A 14,786-nucleotide genomic window follows, 5' to 3' on the forward strand; every position below is an offset into this window, starting at 1 on the left:
CCGGACGTGGCCGGGCTCAGCGGAAGACGACGGTGCTGTGCCCGTTGAGCAGCACCCGCCGCTCGCTGTGCCAGCGCACCGCTCGGGACAGCGCCAGCGCCTCGGCGTCCTGGCCGACCGTGGACAGGGCCCGCGGGTCGTAGGTGTGGTCGATGCGGATGACCTCCTGCTCGATGATCGGGCCCTCGTCGAGATCGGGGGTCACGTAGTGGGCGGTCGCGCCGACCAGCTTCACGCCGCGGTCGAAGGCCTGGTGGTAGGGCTTGGCGCCCTTGAACCCCGGCAGGAACGAGTGGTGGATGTTGATCGCCCGACCGTGCAGGGCGGCGCACGTCTCGTCGGACAGGACCTGCATGTACCGGGCCAGCACGACGAGGTCGGCCCGGTGCTCGGCCACCAGCTCGAGCAGCCGCTCCTCGGCCTGCCGCTTGGTTGCCGGGGTCACCGGCACGTGGACGAAGGGGAGGCCGGCCGCCTCGGCCATCGGGCGGAGGTCCTCGTGGTTGGACACCACGGCGACGAGCTCCGCACCGAGGTTGCCGGCCCGCCACCGGAAGATCAGGTCGTTGAGGCAGTGGCCGAGCTTGGACACCATGACCAGCACGCGCGGCGGCTGGCCACCGGTGATCTGGAAGTCCATGCCGAACTCGTCGGCCACCGGCCGGAACGCCTCCGTGAGGCGCCCGGGGTCGGTGCCGCCGGCGCACACGAAGGCCGTCCGCAGGAACAGCCGGCCGCGGAGGGCGTCGTCGAACTGCTGGTGCTCGACGATGTCGCAGCCCTGCTGGAAGAGGACCGAGCTCACCGCGTGGACGATGCCCGGCCGCTCGGAGCAGCTCAGCGTGAGGGTGAACGGGTGGGACATGGGTGCCTCCTCAGCACTCGACGATGTTGAGCGCCAGCCCGCCACGGGCGGTCTCCTTGTACTTGTCCTTCATGTCCGCGCCCGTCTCGCGCATGGTCTTGATCGCCTTGTCCAACGGGACGTGGTGCCGGCCGTCACCGCGGACGGCCATCCGCGCCGCCGTGATGGCCTTGATCGAGCCGACGGCGTTCCGCTCGATGCACGGGATCTGCACCAGCCCGCCGACCGGGTCGCAGGTGAGACCGAGGTTGTGCTCGATGCCGATCTCGGCGGCGTTCTCCACCTGCTCCGGGGACCCCCCGATGACCTCGGCGAGACCCGCCGCGGCCATGGAGCAGGCCGAGCCGACCTCCCCCTGGCAGCCCACCTCCGCGCCGGAGATCGAGGCGTTCTCCTTGAACAGCAGCCCGATGGCCGCGGCGGTGAGCAGGAAGCGCACGACGCCGTCGTCGGAGCAGGTGTCGACGAAGTCGCGGTAGTAGTGCAGGACCGCCGGCACGATCCCGGCGGCGCCGTTGGTCGGGGCGGTGACCACCCGTCCGCCGGCCGCGTTCTCCTCGTTGACCGCCAGGGCGTAGAGGGTCACCCACTCCATCGCGCGCAGCGGGTCGGCCTCGTCCGGGTGCTCCTCCAGCTGGGCGCGCAGCGCCGCCGCGCGCCGGCGGACCTTGAGCCCGCCGGGGAGGACGCCGGTGGCCCGGGTGCCGCGTTCCACGCACTCCTGCATCACCGACCAGATGTGCAGCAGCCCGGCGCGGACCTCGGCCTCGCTGCGCCAGGCCAGCTCGTTGGCCAGCATCACGTCGCTGATCCGCAGCCCGGTCTCCCGGGTCCGGGCCAGCAGCTCGTCACCGGTGCGGAACGGGTACCGGACGGGCGTGGGGTCCTCGACGATGGCCGGGTTCCCGGCGTCGTCCTCGTCCAGGACGAACCCGCCGCCCACCGAGTAGTACTCGCGGCGGCTGACCTCGCCGCCCTCCGCGTCCAGCGCCCGGAAGAGCATGCCGTTGCTGTGGAAGGGCAGCCGCTTGCGCCGGTGCAGCACGACGTCGTCGTCGACCGAGAACGCGATGAGGTGCCCACCGGCCAGGTGCAGCTTGCCCTCGCGACGGACGGCGTCGACCCGTGGTCCGGCCGCGACCGGGTCCACCAGGTCGGGCTGCTCCCCCTCGAGCCCGAGGACGACGGCCTTGACGCTGCCGTGCCCGTGCCCGGTCGCCCCCAGCGACCCGAACAGCTCGCACCGGACGCCGGCCACCCGCTCGAGCAGACCTTCCGCGGACAGCCGGGAGGCGAAGGTGGCGGCCGCCCGCATGGGGCCGACGGTGTGCGAGCTGGACGGACCGATGCCCACCTTGAACAGGTCGAAGGCGCTGATCGTCACCCTGCCTCCCTCCTTGGTGTCGGGTTAGATACACAGTTGGTATATCAGATGTAGGATGACGGTATGTCGATCCCTCTCAGGAGGCAAGGCCTGATGGCCGCCAACCTCTACGATCTGCTGGTGACCGTCGCCCCGCTGGACCTGGACCCGTCGGCCGCCACGTCCCTGGCGGACCGGGCCTACGTGGCGATCAGGGACCGGCTGATCATGCTCGACATCCGTCCGGGCGACCCGATCGACGACGACGAGCTGTCCAAGGCGCTGGGCGTGGGGCGCACACCCGTCCGCGAGGCGCTCAAGCGGCTGGAGGGCGACCGGCTCGTGGTGTCCTACCCCAGGCGGGGCACGTTCGCGACGGGGATGGACATCTCCGACCTGGCGCACATCTCCGAGATCCGCGTCCAGCTCGAGCCGCTGGCCGCCCGGCGGGCCGCCGAGCGCGCTGTCCGGGGCGGGCACGGGGACCTCGAGGAGCTGGCCGCACACATCGAGCAGCTGGACGTCGGCCAGGTCGACCGGACGGAGCTGATGCGGTGGGACCTCGCGGTGCACCGGTCCATCTACCGGGCCGCGGGCAACCCCCACCTCGAGGACGTCCTGATCCGCTATGACAACCTGGCGACCCGGATCTTCTGCCTGTTCCTCGACCGGCTGCCCACCGTGGAGGAGCACGTCCGGGAGCACGTCGAACTGCTCCGGGCGATCGCCGCCGGGGACGCCGACCGCGCTGACGAGCTCGCACGTGAGCACGTCCTCGGCTTCGAGGAGACGATCCGCGCGGTGATCTGAGGCGGGAGGTCCCGTCCGGTCACACCGGGCCGACGGCGGCGAGCACGGCCAGCGCGTCCCGCGTGGCCGCGACGTCGTGCACGCGGAGCACGGCGGCTCCGCGCTGGGCGGCGATGATCGCCCCGGCCAGTGAGCCGGGGAGCCGCTCCCCCACCGCCCGTCCGGTGAGCTCACCGACCATGGACTTGCGCGACAGCCCGACCAGGACCGGCACCCCGAGCGCCTGCAGGTCGCGGAGCCGGGCGAGCAGCGCCAGGTTGTGCGCCAGCGTCTTGCCGAAGCCGAACCCCGGGTCGACGACCAGGTGCTCCTCGGGGATGCCGGCCCGGCGGCAGACCCGCAGCCGCTCGGCCAGGAAGCCGCAGACCTCGGCCACCACGTCGGCGTACCGGGGGGCGCGCTGCATGGTGCCCGGCGACCCCTGCATGTGCATGAGGCACACCGGCACACCCAGCTCCGCCGCCGCGGCCAGGGCGCCCGGCCGGCGCAGCGCCCGGACGTCGTTGACCATCCCGGCTCCGGCCGCCACCGCCGCGCGCATCACCTCCGGGCGGGAGGTGTCGATCGACAGCGGCACCGACACCCGCCGGGCCAGTCCGGCCACCACCGGGACGACCCGCTCCAGCTCCTCGTCCAGCGTGGTCGGTCGGGCTCCGGGCCGGGTCGACTCCCCGCCCACGTCGACCAGGTCGGCCCCCTCCGCGGCCAGCCGCAGCCCGTGCTCGACCGCGCGGTCCGGGCCCGGGAAGCGGCCGCCGTCGGAGAACGAGTCGGGGGTTACGTTCACGATCCCGCAGACCAGCGGCCGCCCGGTGCGCAGCAGCCGGCCCACCGGGTGCACCGCCGCCGGGGGTGCGGCGACGGCGGTGCCAGCGGGTGTCACGGCCGCCGGCTGCGGGCCGCCCGCGCCGTGTGCTGCAGCAGGAGCGCGGTGGTGACCGGGCCGACGCCGCCCGGCACCGGGGTGAGGCCGGCCACCCGTCCGGTCACCGAGCCGGCGTCGACGTCGCCCACCAGGCCGCCGTCGGCCGTCGGGTTGGTCCCGACGTCGATGACGACCGCGTCCTCGGCGACGTGCTCGGCGGTGATGAGCTCGGGGCGTCCGACGGCGGCGACGAGCACGTCCGCGGACCGGGTGACCCCGGCCAGGTCCTTGGTACGCGAGTGGCAGACGGTCACCGTGGCGTCCCGCTGCAGCAGCAGGAGTGCCGCGGGCTTGCCGACGACGGTGGAACGCCCCACCACGACGGCGTGCGCCCCGGCCAGCGGCACACCGTGGTGGTCGAGGAGGGCCAGGACGGCCTCGGCGGTCGCCGGCGCGAAGGCCGGCAGGCCCGCGGCCAGCCGGCCGAGGCTGAGCGGGTTCGCCCCGTCGACGTCCTTGGCCGGGTCGATCGCCCCGGCCAGGTCCTCGACGACGGCGCCGGCCGGCAGCGGGGTCTGCAGGATGATGCCGTGCACCGCGGGGTCCCCGCTGAGCGCTTCCAGCGCGGCGCGGATCTGCTCGGGGGTCGCCGAGGCCCCGAGGTCGACCGCCGAGCAGGCGATGCCCGTCTTCTCCGCGGCCCGGGCGATGGAGCGGACGTACCAGGCGCTGGACTCGTCCGCCGTGGCCACCACGACGGCCAGCCGGGGCGGCGTGCCGGCCGCGGTGAGCTCCGCGACCTCCGCCGCCACCTCGGCGCGGATGCCGTCCGCCAGGCCCCGGCCGCTCAACGTCGCGGTCATCGGATCAGTCCGGCGCGGACCTCGGACGTGACCTTCTCCGCACGCAGGACCAGGTCGTCCACGGAGTCGACGACCGCGGTGAGCGGTCCCCAGGTCGTCGGGTCCTTGCTGGCGGCGAGGTTGACCTCGACGTTGACCCGCGCCGTCGTCGCGGCGGCCCGAGCCGCCTCGGCGGCGGCCGCGACGTCGGTGATGACGTTGCGGTTGCCGATCGGCAGCAGCTGCTCGGCCAGCCGCAGCACCTGCTCCGCGACGGCGATGACCACGGCCGGGACGTGGGCCGCCGCGGCGAGCGCCCTCGCGATGGCCGCGGACCGCGCCGCGGCCTCGTCGGGGGTCCCCTTGGGGAGTCCGTAGGCCGTCGTGACGGCGGTGAAGGCCGCGGCGTCCTCCTCGGCCAGGCCCACCGCGTCCTGGCGCAGCCGGTCGGCGATGGCCGTGATGAGGGCGATCTCCTCGGCGTGCTCGGCGTACTTCGCCGAGTCGCTGTAGCGGGCGACCATCGCCACCAGGGCGGCACCCTGCGCCGCGTGCAGCGCGGCGGTGGCGCCTCCTCCAGGAGCGGGCACCCTGGCGGCGAGCTGCTCCAGGAACGTCTCGATGGTGTCGGTGCGCATGTCTGGGCTCCTTCGAACGGGCGTCGTGGCCCCCCTGCAGGGTCCCGACGCGAGCTTGCGAGTGGCGGGGGCAGGGGGGTCCTTCTGCTAGCCGCGGAGGCGGGTCATCTGGGGGTCGACGAGCGGCTCCGCGGAGACCGTCGCCGGGATGCGGGTGCCGAACCAGTCGATCTCGACACTCGTGCCGACGGTCGCCGAGGCGGGGAGCCAGGCGTAGGCGATCGGCCGGCCGACGGTGTGCCCGAAGGCCGCGCTGGTCACGTAGCCGGCCGGTCGGCCGTCGACGTACACCGGCTCGTGCCCGAGGACGACGCTGCGCCCGTCGTCGATCGTCAAGCAGGACAGCCGGCGGTCCACCGCGTCGTCGCTGAGCCCGGCGATGGCCTCGCGGCCCACGTAGCCCTGCTTCTGCTTGCGGACGGCGAACCCCAGACCGGCCTCGTAGGGGTTGTGCTCGGTGGTCATGTCGTGGCCCCAGGCGCGGTAGCCCTTCTCCAGCCGCAGGCTGTTGAAGGCCGCCCGGCCCCCGGCGATGACGCCCAGGTCCTGGCCGGCACGCCACAGCACGTCCCACAGCCGCTGACCGTTGTCGGCGCTCGTGTACAGCTCCCAGCCGAGCTCGCCGACGTAGGACAGCCGCATCGCCGTCACGGGGACCCCGCCGATCCGGGCCCGCTTGGCGCGGAAGTACTTGAGCCCGTCGTTGGAGAAGTCGTCGGCACTGATCCGCTGCACGAGGTCACGTGCACGCGGGCCCCACAGACCGATGCAGCACGTGCCGCCGGTGATGTCCCGGATCTGCACGCTGCCGTCGTCCGGCGCCTGCCGCTGGAAGTAGTCGAGGTCCAGGGGACCGTTGGCGCCGACCTGGAACAGCTGCTCGCCCAGCCGGGCGACGGTGAGGTCGCTGCGGATCCCCCCGGCCTCGTCCAGGGCCAGCGCGTAGGTCACCGCTCCGACCGACTTGTCCATCTCACCCGTGGTCAGCCACTGCAGGAAGTCCAGGGCGCCGCGCCCGCTGACCTCGAGCCGCTTGAGCGGCGTCATGTCGTACATCGCCACGGCGGTGCGGGTCTTCCACGCCTCGGCGGCCGCGATCGGCGACCAGAACTGCGCCGACCAGTCGTCCCGGGCCGGCGGCACCCACTCGGCGGGCAGCTGGTCGACGAGCCCGGCGTTGGCCTCGTACCAGTGCGGCCGCTCCCAGCCGCCCCCCTCGAGGAAGACCGCGCCGAGCTCCTGCTGCCGGGTGTGGAAGGGGCTGACCCGCAGGTCGCGCGGGGACAGCCGGGGCTGCAGGGGGTGCAGCACGTCGTAGATCTCGACGAAGTTCTGCTGGGAGGTCTCGCTCACGTACTCCGGCGCGAGCTGGAAGTCCTCGAACCGGTGGACGTCACAGCCGTGCAGGTCGATCTCCGACCGCCCGTCGACCAGCAGCTGGGCCACCGCCCGGGCGACCCCGGCGGAGTGGGTCACCCAGACCGCCTCGGCGATCCAGAAGCCCTTGACGTCGGCGGACTCACCGATCAGCGGACCGCCGTCCGGGGTGAACGAGAAGACACCGTTGAAGCCGGAGTCGATCTTGGACGAGCGCAGCGACGGGAGCAGCAGCTGGCTCTCCTCCCACGCCGGGGCGAAGTCCTCCTCGCTGAAGGGCAGCATCGAGGGCATCGACGACTCCCGGACGCCGTCGCCCTGGGGCAGCTCGCGCAGGTCGACCGGCATCGGCCGGTGCGCGTAGGACCCGATGCCCAGGCAGTCGACGCGCTCGCGGAAGTAGAGGTCCTGGTCCTGGTGGCGGAGGATCGGCAGGCTCGCCTCGCTGAGCTCGTCGTTGCGGCCGACCAGCTCCGGCACCTGCCCGGTCCAGACGAACTGGTGGGCCAGCGGCAGCAGCGGCACGTCCATCCCGACCAGGGCGCCGAGCTCCACCCCCCAGAACCCGCCGCAGGACACCACGACGTCGGCGGGGATGACGCCATCCGGGGTGCGCACACCGGTGACCCGGCCGCCGGTCTCCTCGACGCCGGTGACGCGGGTCGAGCCCTGGAAGCGGGCTCCCCGCGCCTCGGCGCGGCGGGCCAGCGCGATCACCGCGCGGGACGCCTTGGCCAGCCCGTCGCTGGGGATGTGCAGCCCACCTAGGACGCGGTCGCGGTCGACGAGCGGGTGCAGTCGTACGCACTCGTCCGCGTCGACCACCTGCGCCTCGACGCCCCAGGAGGTGGCCCAGCCCTGCTTGCGGTGCAGGTCGGTGAGCCGCTCCGGCGTGGTGGCCACCTCCAGGCCGCCGACCTGGTTGAAGCACCAGGCACCGTCGACGTCGATGCCCTTGAACTTCTCGACCGTGTAGCTCGCCAGCTCGGTCATCGTCTTCGACGCGTTGGTCTGGAAGACCAGCCCGGGCGCGTGCGAGGTCGACCCCCCGGTCAGCGGGAGGGGTCCCTGGTCGACGACGGTGACGCGGTCCCAGCCGCGGGCGGTCAGCTCGTCGGCCAGGTTGGCCCCGACGATCCCCGCTCCGATGATGACCACTCGAGGGGTGGTGGACATTGCTCTGCTCCTGACGTGCCGGTTCATCAGCGATCGGGGGTGGTGGTGAACTCGAGGGCCGCGTCGAGCAGCCAGTCGGCGAGGTAGCCGGCGAAGGACGAGCGGACGAGGACGACGAAGTCGTCGCCGCTGTCGGGGAGGGCCAGCAGCACGACCCCGGCCTGGCCGACGGACGTCTGCGCGCTGCTGCCCCGGCCGAACACCCGCGGGTGCAGGTCGATCGAGCAGCCCTTGGCCAGGACGTCGCGCGCCCGCGGCCCGCTCAGTCGCAGGCCGATCCGCTGGGCGGAGACGTCCGTCGCGGACCCGCCCAGCGGGAGCACCGCGGCGCGGACCCGGGTCTCGAGCTCCTCGGGGGTCTCCGCCGTGCTGCTCAGCAGCCACTCGTCGGGGCCGAGCCAGACGGCTCGTCCGGACTCGGCCGGGACCCAGGTGTTGGGCGCCGTCGGCAGGTCGACGCCTAGGGAGGCGCGGACCTCCGGGCCGACGGCGCCGAGCCGGACGTCGACCATGGCGACGAACGGCTCGGCGGTGATCCGCACGGTGTCCGGCAGGCGCTCGAGGGCGCTGGTCCACGCCTCGAGCGGGTGGGTGCGCAGCAGCTCAGCCATCGCGACGGGCTCCTTCGGGATCGACCAGCACCGAGCCGGTGACCTCGACCGGGACCAGGGTGCCGTTGACGGGGACGTGGACGGTGTCGCCGATGCGCTCCCGGCCGCCCTTGACCAGGGCGAGGGCGAAGGGACGCGCGAGCTCGGCGCTGCGGTAGCTGGAGGTGACGTGGCCGAGCATCGGGACCGGCGGGGGCGGCAGCTGGCCGTCGGCGAGGAACTCGACGATCTGCGAGCCCTCCGGCAGCACGGTGTGCCGGTCCACGGGCAGCAGCCCGACCAGTTGCTTGCGCCGCGGGTCGGAGTTGGCCTGCCGGGCGAAGGAGCGCTTGCCGACGAAGTCGGGCTTCTTCTTCGAGACCGCCCACGCCATGCCCAGGTCGTGCGGGGTGACGGTGCCGTCGGTGTCCTGCCCGATGATCGGGTAGCCCTTCTCGGCCCGGAGCACGTGCATCGTCTCCGTGCCGTACGGCGTGATGCCGTACGGCCGGCCGGCCTCGAGCAGCCGCTGCCAGACCGCGACCGCGTACCAGGGGTTCACGTAGACCTCGAAGGCCAGCTCCCCCGAGAAGCTGATGCGGGCGAGCCTGACCGGCACGCCTCCGAGGGCGGTGTCCCGCCAGGTCATGAACGGGAACGCCTCGTTGGAGACGTCCACCTCCGGGAACAGCGCGCCGACGACGTCGCGGGAGCGGGGGCCCACGACGGGGAAGGTGGCCCACTGCTCGGTGACCGAGGTGCAGTGGACCCGCAGGTCCGGCCACTCGGTCTGGACCCACTCCTCCATCCAGTCCAGGACCTTCGCCGCCCCGCCGGTGGTGGTCAGGACGAGGAAGCGGTCCTCGGCCAGGCGCAGCACCGTGCCGTCGTCGATGACCATGCCGTCGACGCCGCACATGACGCCGTAGCGCACCGAGCCCACCTTGAGGCTGCTGATCAGGTTCGTGTAGAGCCGGTCCAGGAGCACGGCGGCGTCCGGGCCCTGCACGTCGATCTTGCCGAGGGTGGAGCCGTCGAGGATCCCGACGCCGGTCCGGGCCGCGGCGCACTCCCGGAGGACGGCGGCCTCCATGTCCTCGCCGGGCTGCGGGTAGAAGCGGGGACGCTTCCACTGCCCGACGTCCTCGAAGACCGCCCCGGCTGCTCCGTGCCACTCGTGCAGGGCGGTGACCCGCTCCGGGTCGAAGAGGGAGCCGCGGTCGCGGCCGGCCAGCGCGGCGAAGGCCACCGGGGTGTAGGGCGGCCGGAAGGTGGTGGTGCCGGTGTCCTGCACCGGGACCCCGAGCAGCTCGGCGGTGATCCCCGAGGTGAGGACGCCGGAGGTCTTGCCCTGGTCGTGCGCGGTCCCGATCGTCGTGTAGCGCTTGACGTGCTCGATCGAGCGGAGGCCGGCACCGACCGCGCGGGCGATGTCGGCGACCGTGGCATCGCGCTGGAGGTCGACGAACTGGGTGCTGCCGCCGGCACCGGAGGTGTCCGGCACCCGCCACAGCACCAGCGGCGCGGCCGCGACGACGGGGTCGGGGGCGGACGGCAGCCGGTCGTCCGCGGCCGGCTCGATCGCCAGGGCGGTCAGCGTCGCGCGAGCGGCCGCCCGCCCGTCGGCCAGGCACCCGGCCAGGTCGAGCAGGCCGGCGGCCGAGCCGGCGACGGACAGCCCGTCGAGCTCCTGCGCCGGCACGAAGGCGCCGAGGTCCTCGTCGTAGCGCAGTCGGCCGCGAGCCTGGCTGAACAGGTGCACGGCGGGGTTCCACCCCCCGCTGACCAGGAGGACGTCGCAGCCGATCGCGCTGCCGGTGCCGACCTCGCCGTCCGCGAACGGGGCGACCAGCGCGGAGGTGACCCGCTCGACGCCCTCGGTGCCGGTCACGACCGAGCCGGGGAGGACCCGGATCCCGGCGCTCTCGCACTCCGCACGCCGGTGCGGCGAGCCCTCCGGCCGGGCGTCGACCACCGCCTGCACCCGCACCCCGGCACGGTGCAGGTCCAGTGCGGCGTCGTAGGCGCTGTCGTTGGTGGTGAAGACGACGGCCTCGCGGCCGGGCAGCACGCCGTAGCGGTGCAGGAAGGTCCGGGCAGCTCCGGCGAGCATGATGCCCGGGCGGTCGTTGTCGGCGAACACGACCGGCCGCTCGTGCGCTCCGGTCGCCACCACGATCGACCGCCCCCGGATGCGCCACACCCGCTGGCGGGAGACGTGGCGGGGCGCGGCGGCGCCGAGGTGGTCGGTGCGCCGCTCCAGCGCCAGGGCGAAGCCGTCGTCGTAGACGCCGAAGGCGGTGGTGCGCTGCAGGTGCAGCACCTCCGGGTGGCGCGCCAGCTCCGCGACCGCGTCCGCCACCCAGTCCGGCGCCGGGACGCCGTCGATCCGGTCGGTGCCCGACAGCAGGGAGCCGCCGGCCTCGGACTGCTCGTCCACGAGGGCGACCCGGGCACCGGCCCGCGCGGCGCTGAGCGCGGCGGTCAGTCCCGCGGGGCCGGCCCCCACGACGAGCAGGTCGACGTGGTGGTGGACGGCGTCGTAGCGGGCGGAGTCCGGCACGTCGGCCAAGCGGCCCTGCCCCGGCAGGCCGTGCGCCACCAGCCCGTCGAACAGCTCGACGGTGCTGGCCAGCAGCATCGGCTCCGGGAAGGGCTCCTCGACCTGCACCAGGCCGCCCGGGTCCTCCGCCCAGGCCGCCGCGATCCCGCGCGGCCGGCCGAACTTGATGCTGGTGGCGACCTGGTGCCGCCCGGAGGCGAGCAGGGCGGAGGCCAGGGTGTCGCCGGGGTGGCCGGTGAAGCTGCGCCCGTCGAAGGTGAACTGCAGCGTGCTGGTCCGGTCGATGCGGCCGCCCGCGGCGGTGCGGAAGGTGGTGCTCATGAGGTCACCGGCTTCGGCTCGTCGAGGCGGTACACGCTCTCGAAGCGGTAGGTGGTGGTGTCGCGGACGGCGTTGAACCAGCGCCGGCAGCCGGCGTTGTGGTTCCAGCGCTCGGCGAAGCGGCCCTTGGTGTTGTCGCGGAAGAAGACGTAGTGCGCCCACTCCTCGTCGGAGAGCGCGGCCGGGTCCTCCGGGTAGGGGACGTGGGCCTGGCCGCCGTAGGAGAACTCGGTCTCCTCGCGGGGGCCGCACCACGGGCATGCGATGAGTTGCACGGGAGCTCCCTGGGTCAGTGGGCCACGGCGGCGGCGCCGTGCTCGTCGACGAGCGCGCCGGTGACGAAGCGGTCGAGGGTGAACGGCGCGACGAGCGGGTGCGGCGCGTCGTGGGCGATGGTGTGCGCCAGGGCCCAGCCGATCCCGGGGGTGGCCTTGAACCCGCCGGTGCCCCAGCCGCAGTTGAGGTAGACGTTCTCGTAGGGGGTCCGCCCGACGATCGGTGAGGCGTCGGGGCTGACGTCGACGATGCCGCCCCAGGTGCGCAGCAGGTGCGCCCGGGCGAAGACCGGGAACAGCTCGACGGCGGCAGCCATCTGGCGCTCGATGATGTGGAAGGCGCCGCGCTGGCCGTAGCCGTTGTACGAGTCGACCCCCGCCCCCATGACCAGCTCGCCCTTGTGGGCCTGGGAGACGTACACGTGCACCGCGTTGGACATGACGACCGTGGGGTGCACCGGCTCGAGCAGCTCGGAGACCAGCGCCTGCAGCGGGTGGCTCTGCACCGGCACGCGGATGCCCAGCATGTCGGTGAGCACCGAGGTGTGCCCGGCCGCGCAGAGCGCGACCTGGCCGGCGGCGATGTCGCCGCGGGTCGTCCGGACCCCGGTGACCCGGTCGCCCTCGGTGGTGAACCCGGTGACCTCGCAGTCCTGGATGAGGTCGATGCCGGCCTCGGAGGCCCGGCGGGCGAAGCCCCAGGCCACGTAGTCGTGCTTGGCGATGCCCGCGCGGGGCTGGTAGGTGGCCCCGAGCACCGGGTACCGGATGTCGCTCGACGTGTTGACGACCGGGCAGATCTTGCGGACCTCGTCGGGCTCCAGCCACTCCGCGTCGACGCCGTTGAGCTTGTTGGCCTCGACCCGGCGCACGCTGTCCCGGACGTCCTGCAGCGTGTGGGCGAGGTTGAGCACGCCGCGCTGGCTGAACAGGATCGGGTAGCCGAGGTCCTCCTCGAGCCCCTCCCACAGCTTCAGCGCGTGCTCGTAGATGGCCGAGCTCTCGTCCCACAGGTAGTTGGACCGGATGATCGTGGTGTTCCGGGCCATGTTGCCGCCGGCCAGCCAGCCCTTCTCCAGGACGGCGACGTTCGTGATGCCGTGGTTCTTCGCCAGGTAGTGCGCGGTGGCCAGGCCGTGCCCGCCGCCGCCGACGATGACCACGTCGTAGGAGCGCTTCGGCTCCGGGCTACGCCACAGGGCGTCCGGGTGCTCCGGCAGGTCCGCGCCGGGGGTGCGGGGGCTCATCGGACGACCTCCGTCAGGTCGGGGTAGAGGGGGTGGCGGTCGGCCAGCCGGGTGACCCGGCTGCGCAGCTCGGCGAGCTGCTCCTCGCCCACCGCGGGCCGGAGCGCGGTGGCGATGACGTCGGAGACCTCGGCGAAGTCCTCGAGGTCGAACCCGCGCGCCGCCAGGGCCGGGGTGCCGATGCGGACGCCGGAGCTGACCATCGGCGGGCGGGGGTCGAAGGGCACCGCGTTGCGGTTGACGGTGATGCCGATCGCGTGCAGCCGGTCCTCGGCCTGCCGGCCGTCCAGCTCCGACTCGCGCAGGTCGACCAGGACGAGGTGGACGTCGGTGCCGCCGCTGACCACGTTGATGCCGGCCGCCCGGGAGTCCGGGGCCAGCAACCGGTCGGCGAGGAGCCGGGCACCTGCGAGCGTGCGCTGCTGGCGCTCCCGGAAGGCGGGCTCGCCGGCCAGCTTGAAGGCGACGGCCTTCGCGGCGATCACGTGCTCCAGCGGACCGCCCTGCTGCCCGGGGAAGACCGAGGAGTTGAACTTCTTGGCCAGGTCCCCCGTGGCGAGGATGACGCCACCCCGCGGGCCGCCGAGCGTCTTGTGGGTGGTCGAGGTGACCACGTGCGCGTGCGGGACGGGCGACGGGTGCAGCCCGGCGGCCACCAGGCCCGCGAAGTGCGCCATGTCGACCATCAGGTAGGCGCCGACCTCGTCCGCGATCCGCCGGAACTCCGCGAAGTCCAGCTGCCTCGGGTAGGCCGACCAGCCCGCGACGATGAGCTGCGGCCGCCGCTCGTGCGCCAGCCGCTCGACCTCGGCCATGTCCACGCGGTGGTCGTCGGCCCGCACGTGGTAGGCCGCGACGTCGTAGAGCTTGCCGGAGAAGTTCAGCTTCATCCCGTGGGTCAGGTGACCCCCGTGGGCCAGGTCCAGCCCGAGGATCGTGTCGCCGGGCTGCAGCAGGGCGGACATCGCCGCGGCGTTGGCCTGGGCACCCGAGTGCGGCTGGACGTTGGCGTACTCGGAGCCGAACAGCGCCTTGAGCCGGTCGATGGCCAGCTGCTCGATCACGTCGACGTGCTCGCAGCCGCCGTAGTACCGCCGGCCGGGGTACCCCTCGGCGTACTTGTTGGTCAGCACCGAGCCCTGGGCCTGCATCACCGCGACCGGGGCGAAGTTCTCGCTGGCGATCATCTCCAGCGTGGTCTGCTGCCGGACCAGCTCGGCGGAGATCGCCGCGGAGACCTCCGGGTCGGTGTCCGCCAGGGACCGGTCGAGCACGGGATCAGCGACGGCCGAGGCCGGTCGAGCCTCGTCAACCTGGACGACCATGCCGGGCGCTCCTTCTGTTCGGAAATTGAGCCGAGGACTGGTATATCAGTCGTCCAACACCGTAGAGTCGGTGTCGGCCAGGGTCAAGGGGGTCACGGAGACGATGTCCCCACCGCCCGCACCGCAAGGCGGCGCCCGTCCCCACGGGGGGCCGGACTTCACGCCGTCCACACATCGCGAGAGAGGAATCCGCCGCCATGCCGTACGAGGTGAAGGGCGTCGTCGCCCGCAGCAAGGGTGCTCCGGTGACCGTCGAGACGATCGTCGTCCCGGATCCGGGCCCGGGCGAGGTCGTCGTCGACGTGCAGGCCTGCGGGGTCTGCGCGACCGACCTGCACTACCGCGAGGGCAACATCAACGACGAGTTCCCGTTCCTGCTCGGCCACGAGGCGGCCGGGACCGTCTCCGCCGTCGGCGACGGCGTCACGAACGTCGGCCTCGGCGACTACGTGGTCCTCAACTGGCGGGCGGTCTGCGGGCAGTGCCGCGCCTGCCTCAAGGGCGAGCTGCAGTACTGCTTCGACACCCA

At 73.3% G+C, this 14,786-nt stretch carries 13 protein-coding genes; 2 read left to right on the forward strand and 11 right to left on the reverse strand.

Annotated elements, in window-relative coordinates; translation table 11 throughout:
* Window positions 1–16: 16 nt before the first annotated feature.
* Complete coding sequence (gene purU / locus HL189_RS20620) at window positions 17–865, reverse strand: formyltetrahydrofolate deformylase (protein ID WP_369135602.1); 849 nt, start codon at window positions 863–865, stop codon at window positions 17–19.
* Window positions 866–875: 10 nt separating this feature from the next.
* Window positions 876–2,249 carry an L-serine ammonia-lyase gene (locus tag HL189_RS20625; protein ID WP_369135603.1) on the reverse strand — a complete coding sequence of 458 codons (1,374 nt, stop codon included), beginning with the start codon at window positions 2,247–2,249 and terminating at the stop codon, window positions 876–878.
* A gap of 63 nt (window positions 2,250–2,312) precedes the next feature.
* Here HL189_RS20625 and HL189_RS20630 point away from each other — a divergent pair, with 63 nt between their 5' ends.
* A complete protein-coding gene (locus tag HL189_RS20630) occupies window positions 2,313–3,038 on the forward strand; it encodes a GntR family transcriptional regulator (protein WP_369135604.1) in 726 nt (241 codons plus the stop codon).
* A 19-nt stretch (window positions 3,039–3,057) separates the two neighbouring features.
* Here the strand turns inward: HL189_RS20630 and folP are convergent, their stop codons facing one another.
* From folP to glyA, 9 genes are all read right to left on the reverse strand, one after another.
* Window positions 3,058–3,921 (reverse strand): dihydropteroate synthase, encoded by an 864-nt coding sequence (gene folP / locus HL189_RS20635; RefSeq protein ID WP_369135605.1) that lies wholly within the window; start codon window positions 3,919–3,921, stop codon window positions 3,058–3,060.
* Window positions 3,918–4,766, reverse strand: a complete 849-nt coding sequence (locus tag HL189_RS20640; RefSeq protein WP_369135606.1) for a bifunctional 5,10-methylenetetrahydrofolate dehydrogenase/5,10-methenyltetrahydrofolate cyclohydrolase — start codon at window positions 4,764–4,766, stop codon at window positions 3,918–3,920. Before HL189_RS20640 ends, folP begins: the two co-directional genes overlap by 4 nt.
* The gene (locus tag HL189_RS20645; RefSeq protein ID WP_369135607.1) at window positions 4,763–5,383 is read right to left on the reverse strand and encodes a cyclodeaminase/cyclohydrolase family protein; all 621 of its coding nucleotides are present in this window, start codon (window positions 5,381–5,383) and stop codon (window positions 4,763–4,765) included. Before HL189_RS20645 ends, HL189_RS20640 begins: the two co-directional genes overlap by 4 nt.
* 87 nt (window positions 5,384–5,470) lie before the next feature.
* Entirely contained in the window at window positions 5,471–7,936 is a 2,466-nt protein-coding gene (locus HL189_RS20650; protein WP_369135608.1) for an FAD-dependent oxidoreductase, read from the reverse strand.
* A gap of 26 nt (window positions 7,937–7,962) precedes the next feature.
* Window positions 7,963–8,547 carry a sarcosine oxidase subunit gamma gene (locus HL189_RS20655; RefSeq protein WP_369135609.1) on the reverse strand — a complete coding sequence of 195 codons (585 nt, stop codon included), beginning with the start codon at window positions 8,545–8,547 and terminating at the stop codon, window positions 7,963–7,965.
* Window positions 8,540–11,410, reverse strand: a complete 2,871-nt coding sequence (locus HL189_RS20660; RefSeq protein ID WP_369135610.1) for a 2Fe-2S iron-sulfur cluster-binding protein — start codon at window positions 11,408–11,410, stop codon at window positions 8,540–8,542. The genes HL189_RS20655 and HL189_RS20660 overlap by 8 nt, the downstream gene beginning before the upstream one ends.
* Window positions 11,407–11,685, reverse strand: coding sequence for a sarcosine oxidase subunit delta (locus HL189_RS20665; RefSeq protein WP_369135611.1), 279 nt, complete (start codon window positions 11,683–11,685; stop codon window positions 11,407–11,409). Before HL189_RS20665 ends, HL189_RS20660 begins: the two co-directional genes overlap by 4 nt.
* Before the next feature lie 14 nt (window positions 11,686–11,699).
* The gene (locus HL189_RS20670; protein ID WP_369135612.1) at window positions 11,700–12,932 is read right to left on the reverse strand and encodes a sarcosine oxidase subunit beta family protein; all 1,233 of its coding nucleotides are present in this window, start codon (window positions 12,930–12,932) and stop codon (window positions 11,700–11,702) included.
* Entirely contained in the window at window positions 12,929–14,257 is a 1,329-nt protein-coding gene (glyA, locus tag HL189_RS20675; RefSeq protein ID WP_369135613.1) for a serine hydroxymethyltransferase, read from the reverse strand. Before glyA ends, HL189_RS20670 begins: the two co-directional genes overlap by 4 nt.
* A 197-nt stretch (window positions 14,258–14,454) precedes the next feature.
* Between glyA and HL189_RS20680 the strand changes: the two genes are divergently transcribed.
* The coding region (locus tag HL189_RS20680; protein ID WP_369135614.1) for an alcohol dehydrogenase catalytic domain-containing protein at window positions 14,455–14,786 on the forward strand (332 nt) is incomplete at its 3' end.

It is taken from the genome of Modestobacter sp. I12A-02662, assembly GCF_041028325.1.
Classification (GTDB): domain Bacteria; phylum Actinomycetota; class Actinomycetes; order Mycobacteriales; family Geodermatophilaceae; genus Modestobacter.